The organism is Rhodococcus sp. YL-1, from assembly GCF_001942025.1.
GTDB lineage: Bacteria > Actinomycetota > Actinomycetes > Mycobacteriales > Mycobacteriaceae > Rhodococcus_F > Rhodococcus_F qingshengii.
Window position 1 is genome coordinate 4,008,573 of sequence record NZ_CP017299.1, and the last position, 23,935, is coordinate 4,032,507.

Here is a 23,935-nt window from a genome sequence, read left to right on the forward strand (position 1 = left end):
CTGATCGTGAGCCTGCCGACACCCACAACCACAGCCCGCGCCGTAGTGACCGGCGCCTCCTCCGGCATCGGAGAGGCACTGGCCGCTGATCTGGCATCACGCGGACACTCCCTGATCCTCGTTGCCCGTCGTGGCGAGGTCATGGAGGCCCTCGCCGAGAAGCTTCGCGCCGCGCACGGCGTCGAGGTGGAGGTCCGTGCATCGGACCTCTCCGACAGCGCGGCGCGTGCCGTTCTGGTCGAGGAACTCGGTGGCCGCGACATCAGCATCCTGTGCAACAACGCCGGTATCGCCACCTTCGGGCCGATCGCCGAGCTGGACCCGGCCTACGAGCGCGACCAGGTCGAGCTCAACGCCGTTGCAGTGCACGATCTCACGCTGGCCGTGCTGCCCGGCATGCTCGCGCGCAAGTCCGGAGCCATCCTGATGGTCGGGTCCGCGGCCGGCAACATGCCGATCCCCAACAACGCGACGTACGCAGCCACCAAGGCGTTCGTGAACACCTTCGCGGAATCGTTGCGAGGTGAACTCAAGGGCACCGGAGTGAACGTCACCCTGCTCGCGCCAGGCCCCGTTCGCACCGAAACCCCGGACCCGGCCGAAGCGTCGATCGTCGACAAGCTCGTCCCGGACTTCTTCTGGATCTCGAGCGAGTACACCGCCAAGGTCTCGCTCGACGGCCTGGCCGAGAACAAGATGCGCGTCGTACCGGGCATCTTGAGCAAGGCGATGTCCGTCGCGGGCGGTTACAGCCCGCGTGCCGTCGTTGCGCCGATCGTGGGCACGTTCTACAAGAAGCTCGGCGGCTGATTCACTCAAACTTCTCAGAGCAGGCCATAGCAGACCATATAGTCGGTTAATGGCGATGCGAAGAACACTGGCAGTCGGGGCAATCCTTCTTTTGACCGGAGGGTTGCCCTTACTGCTGCCCTCGGCAGCGAATGCATGTTCGTGCGCATCATCGGCTACCCCGGAAGAAGCCGTGAGCGTCTCCAGCACCGTTTTCCTCGGGACTCCGACGGAGAAAACTTCGGACGGGTTCGAGGACACCTACCTGTTCGACGTCAGCCGGGTCTACAAAGGCGATCTGGCATCGGTGACGTCGGTGGGGACACTCGCGAACGGGAACGGTTGTGGCACAAGCTACGTGCTCGGCACCGAGCAGCTGATGTTCGTTTCTGCGCCGTACGACGTCGACGCCGAGCACGAGGGGCACAGCTGCGGGCCGGCTACCGAAACCGGGTTCGACATCCAAGCGGCGGTCGAGTCCGTGTACGGCGCCGGTTACGCCCCGAGTGCCGGCGGAACTCCGTCCGTCGGTGTGTCCGCCGACCGATCGACGGTCATCGGCGGAGGCGCCGCGGTGGCGTTGCTCGCGGTGCTCGGTTGGTTCGGATGGAGGCGGCGGCGGGCACAGTGAGTCCACGGGCACAGTGCCGAGGCCGTCAGAGCCGCGTCAACCTCGTTCGGCGGCGCGTCAAGTAAGCGTCAAGATCCGCCCCACCGGTGATCTTCGGGAGTAGATCTGAAAGTAGCCCGCAACACGGCGGGTCACCTTCAGGAGATCGACGTGACGCTACTCGAAATCTTCCCCTCCCTACGCGGCGCAATGACACCGCGTATGGATCCTGCGTTGTGGCCCATCAGTACTCGCCACGACCACAGCGGGCGTGTCTGCATCGGCGACGTCTCCCTCGAAGAGATCGCGGACCAGTACGGCACACCGACGTACGTCGTCGACGAGGCGGACGTGCGGCACCGCTGCCGCACGTATCGAGAGATCTTCCCCGACTCGGAGATCGTGTACGCCGGCAAGGCACTGATGATTCGAGCGATGGCTACCTGGGTCTCCGACGAGGGACTCGGGGTGGATGTCTGTTCCGCCGGTGAACTCGCCGTCGCGCTTGCCGCGGGCGTGGACCCCAACCGAATCATCCTGCACGGCAATGCCAAATCGGTTTCCGAACTGAGGGCGGCGGTCAACGCGGGTGTCGGCCGGATCGTCCTCGACTCCCCCAGCGAAGCGGTACGGCTCGCGTCGGTGTGCACCCACCGACAGAAGGTGTTGGTCAGAGTCACACCCGGCATCGACATACACGGACACAAGGCAGTGTCCACGGGCATCGTGGACCAAAAGTTCGGCCTACCAGCGTTTTCCGAAGAACTGGAACATACGGTATCCGTCGTCGCCAACGCGACGCACCTGCAGCTCATCGGCCTGCATTGCCATCTCGGCTCCCAGATCACCGATCCCGAACTCTTCCGCCCCGCGATCGAGACGATGATCGCACAGATGGACGACATACGACGCACGCATCGAATCATCCTCACCGAACTCGATCTCGGCGGTGGCCATGGGATCGCCTACGTGCCGGGAGATGCCCAATTGGATCTGACCCGCCTCGCTCACGTCATCGACGAAACTCTCGACGACGCGTGCACCCGAAACCGCTTCCCTCGCCCCGAAATCGTGCTCGAGCCTGGCCGAGCGATCGCTGCGCGGGCCGGAGTCACGCTCTATCGCGTACAGAACATCAAGTCGATCAGCGGGGGACGAACCTTCGTCTCCGTCGACGGCGGGATGAGCGACAACCCTCGGGTGTCGTTGTACGACAGCCACTACGACGTCGAACTGGTGAACCGGCATTCGCGCGCACCGCTCCAGGAAGTAACCGTCGCCGGGCGACACTGCGAATCGGGCGACGAAATTGCCGTCGGAGCAAGGCTTCCCGCCGACCTACATGAAGGTGACCTGTTGGCAGTGCCGTGTACGGGCGCATACCACCACAGCATGGCCTCCACCTACAACAGCGTCGGCCGGCCGCCGGTCGTCGCCGTGCTGGGCGGGATTGCGCGGCCGTTGATCAGGCGCGAATCGATCAACGACCTGCTGGCCCGCGAGGTCGGCATCTGACCTCGCGGGCGCCTGAGCCTCAGCGCCTGCGGCGACTACCGGTGCCGAAGATGTTTCGCGAAATCTCGCGTCCCGCAGCCGAAGCCGCCGAGCGCAGGAAACTCTTGACAGCCGAGTTGCCCAAGATCTGCTCGGCGATGTTGGGGCCCTCCGGCTCGGCCGGCGACGGTGGCGGCAGATCGGGCAGCGACGGAAGATCCAGGGACTGATCCGCTGTCGGAGCACCGGCCACCTTGGCCGTCAGCTTCTCGTACGCCGACTCGCGGTCGATGGTCTGGCCGTACTTCTGATTCAGGGGACTCGACAACGCGGCCGCCTTGATCGCGTCGTTGCCGATGGTGTCCATCAGCGACCTCGGAGGACGAATCTTGGTCCAGGCCACCGGCGTCGGCGCACCCTTTTCCGAGAGTACGGTCACGATGGCTTCACCGATGCCGAGTGAAGTCAGTGCCTTTTCCAGGTCGTAGTGCTCGGTCTTCGGGTACGTGCGGACGGTCTTGTTGAGGGCTTTCTGATCGTCGGGCGTGAATGCACGCAGGGCGTGCTGAACCCGCGCACCCAACTGTGACAGCACCGAATTCGGAATGTCGGTCGGAAGTTGTGTGCAGAAGAACACGCCGACGCCCTTGGAACGAATGAGCTTGACCGTCTGTTCGACCTGCTGCAGGAAGGCCTTCGACGCGTCCGCGAACAGAAGGTGCGCCTCGTCGAAGATGAACACGAGCTTCGGCTTGTCCAGATCTCCCTCTTCGGGCAGCGTCTGGAACAGGTCCGCGAGCACCCACATCAGGAAGGTGGAGAACATTGCCGGGCGCGCCGCCTGGGCACCGAGTTCGAACAGCGTGATCACACCGGCACCGCCGACGACACGCAGCAGATCCTCGGTTTCGAGTTCTGGTTCACCGAAGAAGGTGTCACCACCATCTGCTTCGAGGTTGACCAACGCGCGCAGAATCACTCCCGCCGTCGCCGAGGAAACTCCGCCGATACCCTTCAGATCGGCCTTGCCCTCAGCGCTCGTCAGGTGGGCGATGACCGAACGCAGATCCTTGAGGTCCAGCAGGGCGAGGCCCTGAGTGTCGGCCCAGTGGAAGATCAGCCCGAGTGTCGATTCCTGGGTCTCGTTGAGGCCCAACACTTTACTGAGCAGGATCGGCCCGAAACTGGTGATGGTCGCGCGCACCGGGATACCGATTCCGTCCGTTCCCAACGACAAGAACTCGACTGGCATCCCAGCGGGAGTCCACGAATCGTCGCCCGTCTCGACTGCGCGAGACTTCATCTTCTCGCTCGGATCCCCCGCCTTCGACAGACCCGAGAGATCGCCCTTGACGTCGGCCATCACAACCGGCACACCCGCGGCGGACAGCTGCTCGGCGATGCCCTGCAACGTCTTGGTCTTGCCGGTACCCGTCGCACCGGCGATCAGACCGTGACGGTTGATCGTCGCCAACGGAATCCGCACCCGCGCGGTGGGATCTGCCACACCGTCGATCACCACCGAGCCGAGCTCGAGTGCCCGCCCCTCAGATGAATAGCCCGCCGCGATTTCAGCGGCAGCACCCGAGGGCGCCTGAGCAGCGGGGGTGGCTCCGGCCGATGCTTCGGCCTCAGCGGCAGCCGCTTCCTTCTCTGCTTCCTCAGCTGCTGCCGCGGCTTCAGCTGCAATCCGAGCGGCTTCGGCAGCGGCAGCCTTGGCAGCTTTCGCCTTCTCCGCCGGCGTCAGCGGCGCTGCTCCGTCCTTCGGATCCACGGTCATCGAAAAGCCCTCCTCGTTGCAATGCGGCGAAGTTCTTGTCATCACCCGAACGCCGTCTCACACACGTCGAGTTTCCACCGCAGACCTTATCCCGCGCCCGCGCGCACTACTGTGTTCCTGGTGCAGGACAAATTGGTATGGATCGATTGTGAAATGACCGGGCTGCGACTCGAGTCGGACAAACTCATCGAGATTGCGGCTCTGGTGACCGACAGCGACTTGAACATCTTGGGCGAAGGTGTGGACATCGTCATCCACGCCGACGACGACGCGTTGGCTGCAATGCCCGACGTCGTGAAGAAGATGCACGCAAAGTCGGGACTGACCGAAGAGGTTCGTAAGTCGACGGTCACCCTCGCCGAGGCGGAGAAAGAGGTGCTCGCGTACATCCGCAAGCACGTTCCCGTCGCCGGTACGGCTCCCTTGGCGGGTAATTCAATCGCCACCGACCGCGGATTCATCTCGCGGGACATGACGGCGCTGGACACATACCTGCACTACCGGATGATCGACGTCAGCTCCATCAAAGAACTCTCCCGCCGCTGGTACCCGCGAATCTACTTCGGCCAGCCCGAAAAAGGTCTCGCCCACCGGGCACTCGCCGACATCAAGGAATCCATCCGCGAACTCAAGTACTACCGCGGCACTGCATTCGTCGCGGCGCCCGGACCGTCGAGCGCAGAGATTGCAGCCGTCGTAGAGGGCTTGGGTCCCGCCTGACCTGCCGATTGGCTTCCTGACCGACTTTCGCGCTAGTATCTCTTTCGTCAAAGCAGCCGGGTCAAACCGGTGGCCGAGGCAATGGTGGGCGTAGTTCAGTTGGTAGAGCACCAGGTTGTGATCCTGGCTGTCGCGGGTTCGAGTCCCGTCGCTCACCCAAGCGGAACCCCCGAGAATGTCGGAAGACATTTTCGGGGGTTCTTTTGGTTTGTGCGCCAGCCGCAATCTCCCCTTCCACAGTCGGGTGAACGTATCGCTCCCCTTCTCTGACGGGGGCAGCGATACGTTCACCCGAAGTGGGTGGGGTGGCGACCGCGACAAATCGCGCGCTCCCGAGCAACCCGTGCCCGAGCTGAGCGAACGTACCTCTCGTCGCCTCAGATAGACCGAAAGCCACTTTCGCTTACATCGGGGCGGCCGGAATGGCCGCAAATCACCCACCCGACGATCACTCGGGCGACGGTTCCGGCTCCCAGACACCTACGACGGTCCCCTCGCGAACGTGTCGCTCGTATGCCGAAACCTTGTCGTGGATGACGTTCAGGTTTTCCTGCATCGCAGCGATCCTGGATCGAATCAACTCCTCATGCTTTTGTAGAAGTGAAAGCCGCTCCTTCTCGTTTCCTGGACCTGACCTGACGAGAGCGGCGAATTCGCGGATCGTGGCGATCGGCATACCCGAGTCTCGGAAGCGATTGCACAGCTTCAACCAAGAGACATCGCTGTCGGAGTACACCCGACGCCCACCTGCCGAGCGCGCCACCTCGTGAACGAGCAATTCCTCACGTTCGAAGTATCGAAGGGAATCGATACTGATTCCGGTCTGGACAGCGACGTCACCGATTGACAGTTCGCGCATTGCCTGGCGACCTTTCCTTGACCTGGAGTGCACTCCAGATTTTACGGTCGCAGTCATGAATTCCATCCAGCGCAAAATCAACACCGGATACTCCCGAGTCTCCACTGCCGACGACGTACTTGCCGGACAAGATTTAACGGGCACTACGGTTTTGGTCACTGGCGGGTACTCCGGACTCGGATATGAGGTTTCGCAGTCACTTTCTTCGGTCGGGGCGCGAGTTGTAGTTCTTGCCCGCCGACCAGAACAGGCACGGAGCGCGGTGGCCGACCTTCCGGGTATCGAAGTGCGAGCGTGCGACCTGTCGGACCCGAGCAGTGTCAGATCGTGTGCGCGAGAAATTCTCGAATCCCGGATCACTCCGGACATCATCATCTGCAATGCGGGGGTCATGGCCTGCCCGGAACTCCGTGTCGGCTCCGGCTGGGAATCACAATTCGCGATCAATCACCTCGGGCACTTTGTACTGGTGAACCTGCTTGTGCCAGCCATGCCCGCAAACGGCTCTCGCGTCGTAGCGGTCTCGTCGGCGGGACATTTTCTGTCGGGAGTGCGTTGGAATGACATACATTTCCGCAACGGTTACGACCGCTGGCTTGCGTACGGTCAAGCCAAGACTGCAAATGCTCTATTCGCTGTACAGCTGGCGAGCTCCGGTGCTTCACGCGGTATCAGTGCGTTCTCCGTCCATCCCGGGAGCATCCTCACTCCGCTTCAACGTCACTTCTCCACATTGGAGAAACACGATCTCGGATGGACGACGTCGAATGGCGACGCCGTGCCGGGGTTCAAGACTCCCTCCCAGGGCGCCGCTACAACGGTGTGGGCAGCGACGGCACCGATACTCGCCGATCACTCCGGCGCGTATCTCCAGGACTGCAACATCGCGGACGTCGCGCAGACCGATGACATGAGCGTCGGCGGAGTGAAACCTTGGGCTACCGATCCCGCCGACGCACGCAGATTGTGGACACTGTCCGCTGAGATGACCGGAGTGGACGCGTTCGGTCGACGCTGACACCGAGCGAACGTACCTCCCGTCGCCTCAGATAGACCGAGAGGCACTTTCGCTCACAAAAGGTGTACAGATGCAGAATGCCCCCAACCGGACGGTCGGGGGCATTCTGCCGTTCAAGGCTTCAGGGACGCACTCAGACGTCCGCGTTGCCGGTCTTCCAGACGCTCCAGGGAATGTTCCAGTCACCGAGGCCGTCGGTGCCGGAGAGAGTGCCGCCGACGGTGTTCTTGACGACGACGATGTCCCCACGCTTGGTGTTGTCGTAGACCCACTTGGCGTTGGACGGGCTCAGGTTGAGGCAGCCGTGACTGGTGTTGGAGTAGCCCTGCTGCCCGACCGACCACGGCGCCGAGTGGAAGAAGATGCCGCTGTAGGACATTCGGGTCGCCCAGTCGACGGGGGTCTTGTAACCCTGCGCCGAGGTGACCGGGACGCCGTACGTGGACGAGTCCATGATCATGTTCGCGAAGCGGTCACCGATGATGTAGACGCCGTTGTCGGTAGGAGTGCTGTCCTTGCCCATGGAGGTGGGCATGGTCATGACGGTCTCACCGTTGACCTGGAAAGTGACCTGCTTGGTGTTGTCGTCCGCCGTGGCGATGACGGCATCACCGATGGTGAAGGAACTCTTCGCGTCTTCCTGCCCGAAGACTCCCTTGCCGAGATTGCGCCCGTACACGTTGACGCTCACGTCGACCTTGGTGCCCGGTGCCCAGTAGTTCTCCGGACGCCAACGGACCTCACGATTGTTGACCCAGTAGAACGCACCTTCGACGGCCGGAGTCGTGGTGACGGTGATCGCGGCTTCGGCAGCCTTGCGATCGGGGATGTTCTCGTCGAACTGCACCGCGATGGGCTGACCGATGCCGACCACGTCACCCTCGTTGGGCAAGACGTACGGCTTGGTGACGTTGCCGGGTGCGCTGGTGGTGAAGGACGTGACCGTCGTACTGGCGCCACCCAATCCGAATGCGCGGGCCTCGATTTTGTACTTGCGGTTGTAGCCGAGTGGCTCGGTGGTGGTCCACGACGCACCGTCGGCAGCAATCGCGCCGGCAACTGCCTTGCCGTCCTGATTGACCATCGTCACGTCGGACAGAGCGCCGTCAGCGACGTTGATCTTGACCGGGTCGCCCGGCGAGAAGCCGACAGCGCCGTCGGCAGCGGTCGAGGTGAGTTTCGGCTTGATGAGTTCGGTGAGCGGATTGGAATCGATCGGCGCCGACCCTTCGGTACTGACGTCCTTGCCGCCCGACGTGCACGCGGTCATCAGAACGAGAGCACCGAGAGACGCCGCGATCATCGCCGCGCCCTTCGACGCTCGACCGTTCCCCCCGCGCACGGACAGACCCCACCTTTGACGACTCATCGTTCGACTCCGCTTCACAATTTCTCCGACTAACTTCCGCGTCACATGCGAATCCCACTTACCGGAAGGCAAGTGGGACTTGCGGTATGACTGCGCTGCACCAATGATGCCAGGCGCGCTCGTTACCAACGGTCATGAAAGGCCACGCCGTCAGTAACGTTCAAGTATCAATCGCTCCGAACCGTCCGTTTTGTTACCGCTTTCAGCGGATTTCCTCCGATCGGACTACAGCGGTGACGCCTCCACCTGGCGATTTGCTCCCGAACCGGCGATTCGGCTAATGTTCTGTCTCGCAAGAGCGAGCGCCTATAGCTCAGTTGGTAGAGCAAGTGACTCTTAATCACTGGGTCCGGGGTTCGAGTCCCTGTGGGCGCACTTGCAAAGGTCCCCACCTTCTTCGGAAGGTGGGGATTTTTCTTTGTGTCGTGGTGGACAGGTTGTGGTGAATAGACTTCACAGTTATCGGAACCACGGCCTGGAGGATTGATGACCGAGCGCGAAACCACACCGGGCAGCGAGCTGGCATTTGCCGGGGTTGCGGGTCAGGCCGCTCTGATCCGGTCCGGAGAATTATCGGCCCGCGAGCTCACCGAGAACACACTTCGCCGTATCGAACGCCTCGATTCGACGCTCAATGCTTTTGTGCGGGTTCTCGCAGACGAAGCGCTCGACGAAGCGACACGTCTCGATCAGCGCCAGGCCGACGGCCACAGCCTGGGCCCACTGCACGGAGTCCCGATCGCGATCAAAGACGAGAACGACGTCGCCGGAACGCCGACGACGTACGGCGGTGCGGCAGCAACTCGCATCGCATCGGCCGATTCAGAGGTCGTCCGGCGGTTGCGCGAGGCCGGCGCGGTGATCGTCGGCAAGACGACGATGCCCGAGTTCGGCATCTGGCCCTTCACGGAGACTGCTGCAAACGGCTACACCAGAAACCCTTGGGACACCGGCGTATCCACGGGCGGATCGAGCGGAGGATCTGCGTCGGCCGTCGCGTCGGGCATGGTCGCAGCGGCAATCGGCGGCGACGGCGGCGGTTCCATCCGACTGCCTTCGGCGTTCTGCGGGTTGTTCGGACTCAAACCGCAGCGCGGTCGGGTGAGCACCGCGCCGAACCGAAACCTCTGGCGCGGACTCGGCACACTAGGGCCTCTCACTCGTTCCGTCGAGGACAGCGCGCTCGTGTACGACGTGATAACCGGTACCACCGGGATCGACGACTACACAGCCGAAACGCTCCGCACCAGCTTTGCCGAGTCAGCCGCGTCGGCGCCCGGGCCGCTTCGCATTGCAGTGTCCACCCGGAGTCCGGTCCGGGGCGTCCGCCCGTCCCCGGAGGTCGTTGCCGCGGTGCATTCGATCGCAGAGATGTTGAGCGCGTTGGGACATCACGTCGAAGAGCACGATCCCGAGTACCCGGACGCAACTGCAGCATTTCTCCCCCAGGTGCTCGGCGGCGTCCGCGACGAAGCACTGCGCGTCGATCATCCGGCGCTCCTCGAGAAGCGCACACGAGCACTCGCGTCGATCGGCCGGATAGCCGCTCCCGCGCGCGTCGGGAAATTCGCTTACCGCAAAGGTGAGCGAATCGCAGCGACGGTCAACCAGGTCTTCGACACCTTCGACCTGGTCCTGATGCCGACCACGCCCGCGCTGCCACGCCCGATCGGACAACTCGAAGGAACCGGCCTTCTGTCAGCAGTCCGCAAGGCGTTGCCGATCGCCGCCTACTGTTCGATCTGGAATGTCTGCGGCAACCCGGCGGCCGCTGTGCCCGCCGGGTTCTCCGAACGCGGACTCCCCCTGAGCGTCCAACTGGTCGGGCGCAGCGGTGGTGAACCGACGATTCTCGCCGTCGCACAGCAGTTGGAAAGCACCGTCCGCTGGCCGGATTCGCACCCTCCACACTCGTGAATTCCGGAAGCGATGTAACCATCGTCACCACGATGAACACGCGTTTTGCAAACTCCTGAGCCTGTCGGCTAATGTTCTGTCTCGCAAGAGCGAGCGCCTATAGCTCAGTTGGTAGAGCAAGTGACTCTTAATCACTGGGTCCGGGGTTCGAGTCCCTGTGGGCGCACTTGCAAGAAGGCCCCCACCTCACCAGGTGGGGGCCTTCTTCATGTTCTGTCTTCGACAACTCGGGTCAGCGAATGATCTTCCGGACCACGAGTAGTCCCACCACTGAACCGACTGCGATCAGCGCGTACTTCACTGCCGGCTCGTTGAGCTTGGCGAGCACCGTCTTCTTGGTGTTCTCGACCAGCCGCTTCGGGTTGGTGCGGACCGTCAGTTCGTCGAGTGTGCTCGCGAGCTGGTTACGCGCCTTCTCGATCTCGCGTTCGATGCTCTCGGTGTCCCTGGGCACGTGTCCTCCAACTTGTCTGTGTTCTGCTGCTCTGTGTGCGGGTCTGCTGTGCGGACGCAGCGCGCCGACACTTCGCTCTACCGTAGAGGAGCAGAATGCCCTCGCGCCCACCTGCCGCGCAATTTCTCGACTAACCTCGATTCCCGTGACCGAGAACAGTAGATTGTCCGCCGGCGACGTCGCGCCGGATTTCACGCTCCCAGACGCCGATGGCAACGAGGTTTCCCTTCACGATTACCGCGGCCGCAAGGTCATCGTGTACTTCTACCCGGCGGCCAGCACCCCGGGGTGCACCAAGCAGGCCTGCGACTTCCGTGACAGCCTCGCCGAGCTGAACGGCGCCGGCCTCGAAGTCATCGGAATCTCGCCGGACAAGCCCGCAAAACTCGCGAAGTTCCGCGATACCGAAGAGTTGACCTTCCCGCTGCTCTCCGATCCCGAGAAGGCGACGCTCGAAGCCTGGGGCGCGTTCGGTGAGAAGAAGATGTACGGCAAGACCGTCCAGGGCGTCATCCGCTCGACGTTCCTCGTCGACGAGGAAGGCAAGATCGAGGTGGCCCAGTACAACGTCCGGGCCACCGGTCACGTCGCCAAGCTACGACGCGATCTGTCGGTCTAACTCCCGTACCGGCTCAAGAACAGAGCCTCCGCGAAAGCGAGATTCTCGATCTCCGACGGGTCGACGCTTTCGTCGGGCGCATGAATGCGGCATTGCGGTTCCTCGACGCCGATCAACGCGATCTCCGCGTCGGGGAACTGCTCGGCCAGTGCACTGCACAGCGGTATCGATCCCCCTTGGCCGGCAAATCCGACTTCGCGGCCGTAGGCATCGGTGAGCGCGGACTTCAGCTGCGCGAAACCTGCACCCTCCGTCGAGGACGAGAACGGCGATCCCGTCGATTCCGGAACGACCTCGATGTGGACGCCCCACGGCGCCGCCGCGCGGAGGTGGTCCGTCAACAACTTCTGTGCCTGCGCCGGATCCGTGCCAGGCGGGACACGAAGATTCAGGCGCGCCGACGCGCGGGGCGTGATCGCCGCCGCCGAACCCACGACCGGCGGGCAGTCGATACCCAGGATGGTCAGCGCCGGACGAGCCCACACCTGCTCGGCGACCGAACCGGAACCAGTCAGCTGCACCCCTTCGAGCACCCCGGCGTCGGAGCGGAACTGATCGCCGTCATAACTGACACCCGCCCACTCCTGGTCGTTGGTCAAGCCTTCGACAGTGGTGTTTCCGGCGCTGTCGTGCAGCGTCGAGAGTATGTGCACCAGCGCGGTGATCGCATCGGGCGCCGGTCCACCGAAGACACCGGAGTGAATCTCACCCTCGAGCGTCGACACGTGGACCACAACGTTCGCGATCCCGCGCAATGACGTCGTGATCGTCGGCTCCCCGACTTCGGTGTTGCCGGTATCGGCGATCAGGATCATGTCGGCTGCAAAAAGTTCGGGCCGCTCTCGCACCAGATCCTCGAGACCGCCAGTGCCCATCTCCTCGGATCCTTCGGCGACGAGCGTCAGGTGGACGCTCGGATCCACACCGGCTGCGGCGAGCGCTCGCAGAGCTGTCAGATGCATGACGACGTTGCCCTTGCAGTCGGAAGCGCCCCGTCCGTACCACCGTCCGTCGCGCTCGGTGAGCGTGAAAGGCGGGGAGCCCCAGAGCTCTTCGTTTCCGGGCGGCTGAACGTCGTAGTGGCAGTACAGCAGAACGGTCGGAGCACCGCCCGGGCCTGGTCGACGCCCGACAACCGCGGCCGAACCGTCGGAGGTCTCGATCGCCTCGATATCGGCGAAACCCTGAGCCCGGAATGCCTCCAGGACCCAATGCGCAGCGGCCGCGCATTCTTCCGGCGGGTACTGCCGTGCATCGGCAACGGACTTCATCGCCACAAGTGCACTCAGATCCTCACGGGCACGCGGCATGAGTTCACCTACCGCGGTTCGCAGTTCTTCCGTCATCGTCTCCCTCTCCTCGGCATCGAATCTCGGTGTGCCCGAAGAATCTCAGTCTGCCCGAATCGGACGTAGGCAGGCGCCAGGATCGCCGTTGCGCCACACCGCGCAGCAACCTCTTCGGCTACTGGACAGTTGGTCACCTAGTATCGAGGTGTGGCAACAGCATCGGGACTCGTGTGCGCGCACCTGCGCGGTGCGTTTCGACCGATCACGACCGCCGAAGTAGGTGGCCGATGACACCGGATAATGCACAAGTCCCAAATTCGACAGAAAACACCGATAGCCTGGAAGACGTGCAGCCCACGACTCGTCACCGCGCGCGGCGACGAGTCGACCCAGCACTGGAGAATCCCCAGAGCCTCGAAGAACCGCAGGAACTGCTGCCGCGCAAGCGTCCGACGCAAGAGCGCAGCCAGCGTAAATTCGACGCACTCCTGGCTGCGTCACGGGAACTCCTCACCGATGTCGGTTTCGAATCGTTCACCTGTGAAGAAGTCGCGGCACGTGCTGACGTCCCGATTGGGACGCTTTACCAGTTCTTCGCGAACAAGTACGTCATCGTGTGCGAATTGAACCGCCAGGACCTCGTCGGGGTCCAGCACGAGCTTGCTCAGTTCGGCGGCGAAGTACCCTCGCTCGACTGGTTGCGGTTCCTGAACAGTTTCGTCGATCACATGGCCGGGCTGTGGACGTCTGATCCGTCGCGCCGCGAGGTCTGGCTGGCGATGCAGTCGACGCCGTCCACGCGGGCAACCGGAGTCATTCACGAAAAGCAGTTCGCCGAGACCGTAGCGAAAATGCTCGGCCCGTTGACGCCTCGTACGCGGCGAGATCGTCGCCTGATGATGGCGGAAGTTCTTGTCCACGTGGTGTATTCGATGCTCAATTTCTCGGTTCAGGACGGTCAGTCGCATGCCGACGCCGTCGCCGAACTGAAAAGGTTGATGATCGCGTATCTCCTCGTCGCCGAGAAGGAATCCCGCACGAAGGACTAGTCGAACGACAAAGAGCCGGTCTCCCCTTGGGAGACCGGCTCTTTCGTGTGCGGCAGTGCTACTCCGGGTCGGATTCGATGACCGCGAAAGCGCCCGCCATGTCCCCGTCGTGCGTGAGCGAAATATGAATCTTCACTCCGGTCAGGTGTTTGGCCACGTCACCGCGAAGCCGGATGCCGGGGCGCCCCCAGGCGTCCGAGACGACCTCGATCTGATTGTGGATCATTTCCCCCAGCACCGGTGGGCCGGCGAAGAGAGCAGTTGACCATGCCTTGATCACTGCTTCCTTCGCAGCCCACCGGGCGGCGAAATGTCGTGCCGGTTCGGAGCTCCGGGTAGCGGCGTCTCGACGCTCGCCCGGTGTGAAGTTGTCGAGCATTGCCGTTCCCGGCCTGTTCAATTGCTCGGCGAACTCCGACACCGTCACGAGGTCGAAACCGATACCCAGAACTCCCATACCGTGACTACTACTTGCAGCCGGGCAGATTCGAGCGGTACACCTGGTCTGCGCCGAGTCGTGCGTCCTCGCTCAGCAGCATGTCCGCTTCTAGCTGACGCGACGCCTTGGCCGGCGTTCCGTCGGCACCGAGGCGACGATCCGCCGGGCGCTCGTAGAGGCTGTCGCCACCGCACATCGCCTTCGCGAGGCGACGCTGACCGTCGATCGTCCGCTGCTGGGCCGCAGCAACATAGGCGTCACGCTTGTCGGCCGGAACCGACTCGACGAATGCCTGCGGGTGCACGACTGCGATCAGTCCGGAGACGTGACCGAAGCCGAGGCTGGTCAGCAGGCCCGCGCGCAGCGGAAGATGCTCACCGAACTTGAGCGGCTGACGTGCCCACACGAGGTGCTCGAATTCGGCCATCTTGTCGTCGACGCAGTCGAGGCTGCGGTTCGGCGGGACGATGCCCTGGCTCAGTACCTGGCAGAGCCCGATCAGCTGGAAGGCTGCGGCACCACCCTTGGCGTGACCGGTCAGGCTCTTCTGCGAGACCACGAACATCGGCGCGCCTTCACTGCGTCCCAATGCCCCGGCGAGGCGCTCGTGCAGCTCTGCCTCGTTGGGATCGTTGGCGGCAGTGGAGGTGTCGTGCTTGGAGATCACGGCGATGTCGTCGGCGCTCACGCCGAGAGCGTTGAGCGAGAGTGCAAGCTGTGAATCCGCTCCCCCACGTCCGGCGCCCAGTGCTCCGAGTCCCGGTGCCGGGATCGAGGTGTGGACACCGTCGGCGAACGATCCGGCCCAGGCGACCACACCGAGGACGGGAAGACCCATCTCGAGTGCCAGGTCACCGCGAGCGAGGAGAATCGTTCCGCCGCCGGCCGACTCGACGAATCCGCCGCGGCGACGATCGTTGGCCCGCGAGAAGCGGCGATCCTCGATGCCCTTGGCATGCATGTCCTCGGTCTTGGCAGTGGCCGACATGTCGCCGAAGCCGATGATGCCTTCCGTGCTCAGATCGTCGAACCCGCCGGCAACAACCAACTGCGCCTTGCCGAGTCGGATCTTGTCGACGCCTTCTTCGACGGATACCGCTGCCGTGGCGCAGGCGGCGACGGGGTGAACCATCGCACCGTAACCGCCGACGTACGACTGAACGACGTGCGCTGCAATGACGTTCGGCAGCGCTTCCTGCAGGATGTCGTTCGGACGGTTCTCGCCGAGCAGCGTGTCGATGTACAGGCTCCTCATGGAGGTCATGCCGCCCATGCCGGTGCCCTGCGTGTTGGCGACCAGGCTCGGGTGTACCCAGCGGAGCAGTTCGCTCGGAGTGAAGCCGCCGGTGAGGAAGGCGTCCACCGTTGCGACGATGTTCCAGAGGCCGACGCGGTCGACCGAATCTGCCATGTCGGCGGGGATGCCCCACTTGGTGACGTCGAAGTTGGTCGGGATCTGGCCGCCGACACTGCGAGTCAGCTTCATCTTGCGCGGGACGCGGATCTCGGTGCCTGCGCGGCGGGTGACCGTCCAGTCTCCGGACTCGGCGGAAACCGTCGCCGTCGTGTTCTCCGGATCGGATTCGACGAAGGCCTGAGCCTCTGCCTCACTGCCGACCACGAAGCTCAGATCCTTGTCCAGGAACACGGAGGTGAGCAGCGGAGCGGTGTTGTCGATCATCGCGCCCTCGTCGACGTAGCGACGGATGCCGCAACGCTCGACGACTGCGTCGTGGTACTTGTCGGCGATTTCCGCCTCGGGTACCAGGTCACCGGATTCGACGTCGTACCAGCCCGGCTTGGGGTCGTTCTCCCAGACGATGAGTCCGGTGTTCCACGCCAATTCGAGAACGCCTGCGGCAGAGAGCTGCTCGTCGACCTCCATCTCGAAGCGGGTACGCGAGGAACCGTAGGGTCCGAGCTCTCCGGCACCCACGATGACCACGAGGTCCGCGGGGGTGACGTCCAGTTCGGGCCAGCTCGGAGCCTTGACCGAGTCGTCGATGCGAGCCGGCGCGGGCAGCGCCAGGATGCTGGACTCGTCCACTGCTTCGTCGACAGCTTCGGCGATCTCGGCAACCTCGGCAGCTTCCTTGGCCAAAGCACCCAGATCCAGGTTGGCCTCGGACAGTCCGCCGGTCAGGTCGACCTCGAGCGGGGCCTCTGCTGCAGCGCGCCGCGACTCGCGGGTTGCCGTCTTCAGCAGTTCGGTCGCCATCTCCTGGGTGGACCAGGTGCGGACGCCCGCAGCTTCGACCGCGTCGACGATCGGATCGTTGTGACCCATGAGTCCGGTTCCGCGAACCCAACCGATGACCGCGTGTGCCAACGTGACCCGCTCGGCCCAGTTGCGCTCGGCCTTCCAGCGGTTGACCACGGCGATCAGCGAAGCCTTGGCCTCGCCGTAAGCACCGTCGCCGCCGAACGTTCCGCGGTTCGGCGAACCGGGCAGCACCACGTGCAGGTGCGTGTCGACGTCGCTGTCGTAACCGATCTTCGACAGACCGCCGATGAGGCGCTCCACCGACCAGAGCAGCACGCGCATTTCCATTTCGGCGCGAGCGCCGGCGTCGGAGAGTTCGCCGCCGACACGCGGAGCTGCGAACGGGAAGAGCATCGTCGGCGTCATGGCCGGCTTGATGAGCTTCTTTGCGCCGCCTGCGTTCTCGGTGGCCTCGTTGCCGATCCAGTCGATCAGTGCGTCGACGTCGGTGTACGACGCCATGTTCGCGGGAACCACCCAGAGGGCGGCACCGGCGCGAGCGTTCTCGCGGTACAGGTCGCGGTAGAAGCCGAGACGCTGACCGTCGAGTCGCGAGGTGGTCACGAATACCGTTGCGCCACCGGCAAGAAGCTTGCCCGTGACCGCTGCCGCGATGGAACCCTTGCTGGCGCCCGTCACTACTGCGACCTCGCCTGCCCACTCGGGTGCGTCGGATTCTGCCGCAGCAGCCGCATCAGCGATGCGGGTGTAGACCTCGGCGAGTGCGGTGCGGCCTTCGTCGGTTGCACGGGTGGCCCACCACTTCGCCTGTGCGGCGACGGTGGAGCCGGCACCGATGAAGTTCTCGACCGACAACGCGGTGTCACCGAGCCAAATGCGAGCGAGATCCTCACGCGCACTTGCCCAGCGGTCGTCGAGCAGAACGGCCTTCTGCGCGTCGAATGCCGGAGCAACCAGACGCGGCCAGTCGGAGCCGAGTTCAGCCGAGACCAGGTCGACCAGTTCGGTGTCCTCGACCGTCGCGACTGCCGTTTCTTCGTTCAGTCCGAGCTGCTCGAGTACCAGGCGTGCGGCCGAGGCCAGAACGCCGTTGCGACCGGTGATGTTCTCGGTGAACTCACCCAGAGCGGCTGCGTCGACGGTTCCGCCGCTTCCGCCGCCGGTAGCCGGCAACGAGACGCTGACTCCGCGAGCAGACCCGACCGAGGCAACTGCGCTGTCGATGACTGCGTCCACTGCTGCAGCGTCGGCCAGTGCGCCGGAGCTCAGGCCACCGAGGTCGCCGCCGCGGATGCTGGCGCCGTCACGGGTACCGAGAGCCACTGCTGCGGTGACGTGGTGTGCCCAGCCGTCGCCCAGTTCCCAGACCTTCTTGACGCGGTCGGCGATGTAGCCGGGACGCTTGCCCGAGGGGCCGAAGACCTTACGCAGGTGATCGTTGATCGAATCGGAGAGCACCGGTCCGAACGGCTTGTACGTACGGGCGAGCTTGTCGACGGTTGCCCCCAGGGAGCCCATGTCGGCGTCTGCGGCCCCGTCGATGGCACCGAGGGAGAGCTCGGAGCCGAGGTCGACCAGAAGCTGGTTGCGACGCGAGGAAACGCCGTCGCACAGTGCCTCGATCGTGTCCGCGGGGCCGACCTGATCGGGACGGAGCTTGGTCCACAGGCTGATCAGGACCTTCGTGGCGTCGGGCGCCTTGAAGGTGAGGTCGTCCGGACGCGGTCCACCCGAAGGTGCAGCCGGCGCGGCAGCGGCAACCGGAGCAGCGGCCGCGGCGGCCGGAGCAGCCTGCGCGGCAGGCGCTTCGATCTCGTCGTCGTCATCGACAGCGGGGTCGACGTCGGTGCCGTAGACGATCGCGGCTTCGCGCTCGACGTTGAGAACCTCGACCGGGTAGCCGAAGCGGCCCGGCAGCTTGAGGGTCTGCGACGCGAGGTTTGCAACGGTCGGGGCAGCGCCGAGACCGATCTCGACGAAGCGTTCGACCCCGAGTCCACCTTCGGACTCGTCACCGAAGAGCAGGTCCTGCGTCTCGATCCAACGGACCGGGCTGGCGAACTGCCAAGCCAGCAGCTCGATCAGGATGATGCGGGACAACTCGTGAGTGCGCGTTGCGTAGCTGTCGAAGTCTGCGAGGACTTCCTGCAGCGGCTCGGACGGCACCAGGTCGGCGATTTCCTGAACGAAGTCACGACGCAGCGAGAACGGCTTCGGAACCAGGTTCGGGATGTAGCGGCCGATCAGGATGTCCGGGTCGATGTCGTGCGGGAGCAAGTCCTGCAGGCACACGCGGAAGTCCGCCACGCCACCGCGAAGGACGGTGGAGTGGAACGGCACGTCGATGCCGGGAACCTGGATGTATGCCCGCTTGCCACCGAATTCTGCTCGGCGACGATCGATTTCGACCTCGAGTGCGTCGAGACCGGCTACCGAACCGGCAATGGCGTACTGGCTGCCGCGCAGGTTCAGGTTGACGATTTCGAGGAACTCACCGGAGGTCTCGGCGACACCGGCGACGAAGCCCTGCACGTCGTCGTCGGAAACACCGATCTGCGACGGGCGGATAGCGGCCATGCGGTAGTCGGAGCGTCCGGCTTCGTCACGGGGAACGAGCTGGTGCATGGCGGAGCCACGCTGGAAGACGACCTCGAGAAGTGCTTCGAGCGGGAAAACCTCGGCGACAGCAGCGAGTGCGTTGTACTCACCGACCGAGTGACCGGCCAGAAGGGAATCCTCGATGAAGGTTCGGGATTCGCGCAGCTCGGCAACCTGGGCAACACCGAGAACGGCCATGGCCACCTGGGTGAACTGAGTCAGGTGCAGGACACCGTCGGGATGCCTGTGCTCCACACCACGGGCCTTGACGGTCACCGGGTTGTCGCGCACGACAGCGAGAATCGAGAATCCGAGTGCCTTACGAGTGTGCTTGTCCGCGCGCTCCCAGACGTCGCGGGCGGCCTTGGAGCGTGCGCGAGCGTCGAGGCCCATGCCCGGGCGCTGAATGCCCTGGCCGGGGAAGGCGTAGACGGTCTTCGGTGCGGCAGTGCGGCCGGTGGCGACCATGACCAGTTCGCCGTCGATGCGGCAGCCGACCTCGACGATTTCTGCGCCCTGGTCGATGCCGACACGGTCGACGCGGACGTCGATCTCGGCGCCGGGGCGAACCATCCCGAGGAAGCGGGCGGTCCAGGCGGTCAGGCGGCGCGGCGGGACGCGGGTCTCGGCCGGGTCGACTGCGGTGACTACCTGCTGCGCTGCGGCGGAGAGCCACATGCCGTGCACGATCGGGGTTCCGAGGCCGGCCAGCAGAGCGGCGTTGTCGGAGGTGTGAATCGGGTTGTGGTCACCGGAAACCTGAGCGAACGCGCCCATGCTGACCGGAGCGAGGATCTTCGCGTCACGGCGACGACGACGCGAGGTGTCGACAGCCGCATCGCTGATCGATCCACCGGCGCGAGCCGGGTCGGCGAGTTCGCCTGCACCGGTGCGTCCGCGGATCGCGAAACGCTCGGTCATGGTGACGACTGCGGGGGCGTCGAGGCCCTCGCCGAGCATGGCACCGACCTCGACCTTGACCTCGACGACACGACCGAGGTCGGTGTCGAGAACCGAGGCGACCTCGGCATTGACCACGAGAATGCTTGTCTCGGAGGGAAGTTCACCGACGAAGTCGACGGTGTGGTCGAGGTGGACCAGGTCGAGCATGCCTTCGATAACGGAAAGACTGTCGAGCTTGGCTGCGCCGAGGACTGCGAACACTGCAGGCCAGCATGCTCCGACGACGACGTCCGGAACAGCCTTGCCGCTGACACTGAGCGTGGTGGGCAGACCCGAACCGGTGACACCGGCGTGATCGGCGATGCGATCGGGAACCCACGCGACGTTGAGGCGAGCCTTGCCGTTCTTGACTGTCGGAAGTTCCTGTCCGGCAGCAACTGCCAGGAGCGCGGACATCGCACCTTCGGCATCGGCTTCGGTGACAACCGGAGCGCCGCCGTCGACGACGGACTCGGGGATCGTGATCGTGATGTCGACGGACTTGCCTGCCACCAACGGAACCGAAAGCAGCACGTGCGAGGAATCGACGACGGTCAGACTGGAACCGGTGGTGCCGTGAACTGCCTTGTCGGCAGACTCTGCACTCCACTCGTCGAGGTCGCCGAGACGACGGACGGGGTTCTGGGTCAGGCGGCCGGCCCACTGGAGGTCAGGAGCCGAGAGAACGGCGTCGAGAAGTCCGGGTGCGGAATCCTGGTGGCGACGGCTCGCGAGTGCAACCGGAGTGGTTCCGGCAGCAACCAATTCGTCGTAGGTCGCCTTCTCGAAGCGATCGAGCAGGTCACCGACCGGCTCGTCGACACGGGTGATGCCGGCGACGGCAACGGTGCCGGGGATGACGCAAACCTGATCGGCGGTGTAGCGGGGGTCGTGTGCCTGCCACAGGGAGTCGCTGCGCCACCAACGACGCACGTCACCGTCGACGACGGGAACGAAGTTGACCGGCTTGCCCGGCGTCTTGCACAACGAGATGAAGAACGAGACGTCTGCGGGATGCAGAACGGTGGTCGAGTAGTCCGGGTACGACGCCTGCAGTGCGCAGATCGCAGCCTCGGGGCGCTCGAGGGTCTCGGCGTCAGCGAACAGCGTGGGGATCGGGCCGCGGTCGACCGGGTGCAGACGCGCCTCGGTGCGCTGGAGCATCTCGCCGAAGCGAGCACGCCAGGTGATGTCGAGCCACGGGCTCGACGTCGCCTCGACGATGGCGTCCTGAAGATCGGCGCCGCAGTCGAATTCCTTCGCCGCGTCGATGCCGACGGTCAGCTCGAGGTAGCGGCGCAGCCACTGTGCGTACGTCATGGTCTCGACGTCGCCGAAGTACGGCTTGGCGGTGACGTCGAGGGCGGCGATGATCTCGTCGCGGCGCTCGGCCACTGCCTCGGAATCGCCGGCAACCTCGTCGAGGAGGCGCCCGGTACGCGAAGCCGCGTTGTCGATCTCGTGGATGTCGGCACCGAGCTGGCTACGGCCGGAGGCCATTCCGCCTTCAGCGGTACCTGCACCGACCCAGTCCGGCGTACCGGGTGTGTCGACGAGGAGCTGCTTGACCTCGGGAGAGGTGGTGGCCTCGAGAGTCGCCATGGCTGCGGTGCCGACCAGGATGCCGTCGACGGGCATGGCCGGGAAACCGGCTGCGGCAGACCAGCGACCGGTCAGGTAATCGGCTGCGCGCTCGGGTGTTCCGATGCCGCCACCGACGCAGATGACCAGGTTCGGGCGTGTACGCAGCTCGGCGTACGTGTCGAGGAGCAGGTCGTCGAGGTCTTCCCACGAGTGGTGTCCGCCGGCGCGGCCGCCTTCGATGTGGACGATGACCGGGAAATTCGGAACCTCGTTGGCGATGCGGATCACGGAGCGGATCTGCGCCACGGTGCCGGGCTTGAATGCAATGTTGGTGATGCCGATCTCGGACAACTCGTCGATGAGGGCAACAGCCTCTTCGAGTTCCGGGATACCGGCGGTGACGATGACGCCGTCGATGGGAGCACCGGCGGTACGGGCACGCTGCACGAGGCGCTTGCCACCGAGCTGCAGCTTCCACAGGTACGGGTCGAGGAACAGGGAGTTGAACTGGACCGCGCGGCCCGGCTCGAGCAGCATCTTCAGCTCTGCGACACGGTCTTCGAAGATTTCTTCGGTGACCTGCCCGCCACCGGCAAGCTCGGCCCAGTGACCGGCATTGGCTGCCGCGGCAACGATCTTGGCGTCGACCGTCGTCGGCGTCATACCTGCGAGCAGGATGGGTGAACGACCGGTCAGCTTCGTGAACGCGGTCTCGACGCCGATACGGCCGCCGGGAAGCGCAACGGGCTTCGGAGCGAACTCGGACCACGAACGTGAGACCTCAGGTGCTGCACCGGGGGTGAGCAGATTGCGGTGTCCGCCGCGGGTGGCTGCGGCAATGATGCCGATGCCCTGTCCACGCAGCGAAGAGGACGTCATACGGGTCAGCTGATCGCTGGGTCCGAGATCGAGAATCCACTTGGCGCCGGCGGAGATTGCGCCGTCGACAGCCTCGACCCAGTCGACCGGATCGACGAGGACACCCTGCGCAAGTTCGCGCGCACGGTCCGCGTCGAGACCGCAACGGGTCGCCCAGCTGCCGACGAGTTCGACGGCCTCGGTCAATGCGGGGTGATGGAAGCCGATTTCGGTGTCGAGCGGATCGAAGGACGGCGCGAAGACGGAACCGCCACGCTTCTTACCCTCACGCTCGCGGGCTTCCTCGGCTTCGATCTGCTCGCAACGCTCTTGCACGCGTGCCAGCTGAGCAGGCGGCCCGGCGAGAACGACGCGGCGACGGCCGTTGCGGATGGCGAGGACAGCCGCGCGCTCAGGCGCCACACCCTCGGCAAGCTCGGCGACGATGGCGGCGAGACGCTCGGGATCGACGCCCGAGACCGCAACCATCGGCTTCGCGGAGGCGCCGGCGATGACGCCGCGGCGACGGCCGACCAAGCTGGCAGCAGCACCGACGAGCTGTGCGACGGCGAGGAGTTCACCGTCGTCTTTGCCCTGCGCGGCTACGGCAGCCGTGGCCAGAAGGCCCTGCGAGTGGCCGATGACGGCAGCCGGCGGGTTACCGGCTACATCCAGACCCTGAGCGGAGAGTGCACGCAACGCCGCAAGCTGCGTGAGGAAGACGCCGGGGAGTGACACCGGAGCTGCGGTGAGCGCGGCAGCGGAAGGCCCGGCCGACTTCTCACCTTCTTCTTCGTCGACGATCTCGGCTTCGAGCATCCACGCGATCGGATCGAATCCGACCGGGCGAACCACGAGGAGATCCTGTGCGACGGGCGCGAGGCGTGCGGCTGCGTCATTGACCAGATCGGTCAGAACGGGCTCCAGGCCGTTGTCACGGCTGAGCTCCTCGAGCGAGGTGAGCCAGGGAGCGCCCTGTCCACCGAAAGCGATTGCGTAGGAAACGCCGTTGTTCAGCGAATCGACGAGGGCACCTTTGCTGGTCGTGCGGGACTGTCCCCCATCGACGCCGAAACGGCGTCCACCCTTCGAGTCGCGTCCGTTTCCTGTAGGTGTCGTGTCATCGATCGTCACGCGTACGTCCTCTCCTGGTCACCTCTGCGGCGAGGTGGGATTTGCGGTGTGCTGCCCGGCTGAAGTGCTCGCGAATTCGTCGAGAGAATCGACGGAGTCAGGGCGTTCGTGCAAGACAAGGTTTACACAGAATCATGAGGATTTCCTCACGTTTGTCGGCACCCTGGAAATCTGGACTTTCGGGGCCGT

The 23,935-nt window shown here is 64.4% G+C and carries 15 protein-coding genes and 3 tRNA genes; 11 read left to right on the forward strand and 7 right to left on the reverse strand.

Annotated features, from left to right (window positions below):
- Window positions 1-6 precede the first annotated feature (6 nt).
- From cmrA to lysA, 3 genes are all read left to right on the forward strand, one after another.
- Window positions 7-810, forward strand: a complete 804-nt coding sequence (gene cmrA, locus BH682_RS18595) for a mycolate reductase (protein WP_007733327.1) — start codon at window positions 7-9, stop codon at window positions 808-810.
- Between the two features lie 172 nt (window positions 811-982).
- Window positions 983-1,420 (forward strand): hypothetical protein, encoded by a 438-nt coding sequence (locus BH682_RS18600; RefSeq protein WP_063316250.1) that lies wholly within the window; start codon window positions 983-985, stop codon window positions 1,418-1,420.
- A gap of 150 nt (window positions 1,421-1,570) precedes the next feature.
- Window positions 1,571-2,914, forward strand: a complete 1,344-nt coding sequence (gene lysA, locus BH682_RS18605) for a diaminopimelate decarboxylase (protein WP_047270266.1) — start codon at window positions 1,571-1,573, stop codon at window positions 2,912-2,914.
- Window positions 2,915-2,933: 19 nt separating this feature from the next.
- On the opposite strand, the gene BH682_RS18610 is transcribed toward lysA, so the two are convergent.
- Window positions 2,934-4,673, reverse strand: a complete 1,740-nt coding sequence (locus BH682_RS18610) for a helicase HerA-like domain-containing protein (RefSeq protein ID WP_075833688.1) — start codon at window positions 4,671-4,673, stop codon at window positions 2,934-2,936.
- A 120-nt stretch (window positions 4,674-4,793) separates the two neighbouring features.
- On the opposite strand from BH682_RS18610, the gene orn reads away from it, so the two are divergent.
- Both orn and BH682_RS18620 read left to right on the forward strand, forming a co-directional pair.
- Window positions 4,794-5,393: an oligoribonuclease gene (gene orn, locus BH682_RS18615; protein WP_024487359.1), complete on the forward strand. Its 600-nt coding sequence runs from the start codon at window positions 4,794-4,796 to the stop codon at window positions 5,391-5,393.
- Between the two features lie 84 nt (window positions 5,394-5,477).
- Window positions 5,478-5,550 (forward strand) — tRNA-His (locus tag BH682_RS18620).
- Between the two features lie 291 nt (window positions 5,551-5,841).
- Here BH682_RS18620 and BH682_RS18625 read toward each other — a convergent pair.
- Window positions 5,842-6,252 carry a MerR family transcriptional regulator gene (locus BH682_RS18625; protein WP_075833690.1) on the reverse strand — a complete coding sequence of 137 codons (411 nt, stop codon included), beginning with the start codon at window positions 6,250-6,252 and terminating at the stop codon, window positions 5,842-5,844.
- Between the two features lie 55 nt (window positions 6,253-6,307).
- On the opposite strand from BH682_RS18625, the gene BH682_RS18630 reads away from it, so the two are divergent.
- Window positions 6,308-7,270, forward strand: coding sequence for an oxidoreductase (locus BH682_RS18630; RefSeq protein ID WP_075833692.1), 963 nt, complete (start codon window positions 6,308-6,310; stop codon window positions 7,268-7,270).
- 133 nt (window positions 7,271-7,403) lie between these two features.
- On the opposite strand, the gene BH682_RS18635 is transcribed toward BH682_RS18630, so the two are convergent.
- Window positions 7,404-8,573 carry a L,D-transpeptidase gene (locus BH682_RS18635; protein WP_125052658.1) on the reverse strand — a complete coding sequence of 390 codons (1,170 nt, stop codon included), beginning with the start codon at window positions 8,571-8,573 and terminating at the stop codon, window positions 7,404-7,406.
- Window positions 8,574-8,941: 368 nt separating this feature from the next.
- On the opposite strand from BH682_RS18635, the gene BH682_RS18640 reads away from it, so the two are divergent.
- The 3 genes from BH682_RS18640 (at window position 8,942) to BH682_RS18650 (ending at window position 10,722) form a co-directional block, all read left to right on the forward strand.
- Window positions 8,942-9,014 (forward strand) — tRNA-Lys (locus BH682_RS18640).
- Between the two features lie 111 nt (window positions 9,015-9,125).
- Window positions 9,126-10,556, forward strand: coding sequence for an amidase (locus tag BH682_RS18645; protein WP_058227149.1), 1,431 nt, complete (start codon window positions 9,126-9,128; stop codon window positions 10,554-10,556).
- Window positions 10,557-10,649: 93 nt separating this feature from the next.
- Window positions 10,650-10,722: transfer RNA gene (locus BH682_RS18650), tRNA-Lys, on the forward strand.
- Window positions 10,723-10,788: 66 nt separating this feature from the next.
- Here the strand turns inward: BH682_RS18650 and BH682_RS18655 are convergent.
- Complete coding sequence (locus tag BH682_RS18655) at window positions 10,789-11,010, reverse strand: DUF3618 domain-containing protein (protein ID WP_003945299.1); 222 nt, start codon at window positions 11,008-11,010, stop codon at window positions 10,789-10,791.
- Window positions 11,011-11,155: 145 nt separating this feature from the next.
- Between BH682_RS18655 and bcp the strand changes: the two genes are divergently transcribed.
- Window positions 11,156-11,629, forward strand: coding sequence for a thioredoxin-dependent thiol peroxidase (gene bcp / locus BH682_RS18660; RefSeq protein ID WP_007733290.1), 474 nt, complete (start codon window positions 11,156-11,158; stop codon window positions 11,627-11,629).
- On the opposite strand, the gene BH682_RS18665 is transcribed toward bcp, so the two are convergent.
- Window positions 11,626-12,975 (reverse strand): dipeptidase, encoded by a 1,350-nt coding sequence (locus tag BH682_RS18665; RefSeq protein WP_007733289.1) that lies wholly within the window; start codon window positions 12,973-12,975, stop codon window positions 11,626-11,628. The two genes, bcp and BH682_RS18665, sit on opposite strands and share 4 nt — an antisense overlap.
- A gap of 290 nt (window positions 12,976-13,265) precedes the next feature.
- Here BH682_RS18665 and BH682_RS18670 point away from each other — a divergent pair, with 290 nt between their 5' ends.
- A complete protein-coding gene (locus BH682_RS18670; protein ID WP_003945379.1) occupies window positions 13,266-13,967 on the forward strand; it encodes a TetR family transcriptional regulator in 702 nt (233 codons plus the stop codon).
- Between the two features lie 58 nt (window positions 13,968-14,025).
- Here BH682_RS18670 and acpS read toward each other — a convergent pair whose 3' ends face one another.
- On the reverse strand, window positions 14,026-14,424 hold the full coding sequence (acpS, locus tag BH682_RS18675; RefSeq protein WP_003945362.1) for a holo-ACP synthase AcpS: 399 nt from the start codon (window positions 14,422-14,424) through the stop codon (window positions 14,026-14,028).
- A 10-nt stretch (window positions 14,425-14,434) separates the two neighbouring features.
- Window positions 14,435-23,746: a type I polyketide synthase gene (locus tag BH682_RS18680; RefSeq protein WP_075833694.1), complete on the reverse strand. Its 9,312-nt coding sequence runs from the start codon at window positions 23,744-23,746 to the stop codon at window positions 14,435-14,437.
- Between the last annotated feature and the right edge of the window lie 189 nt (window positions 23,747-23,935).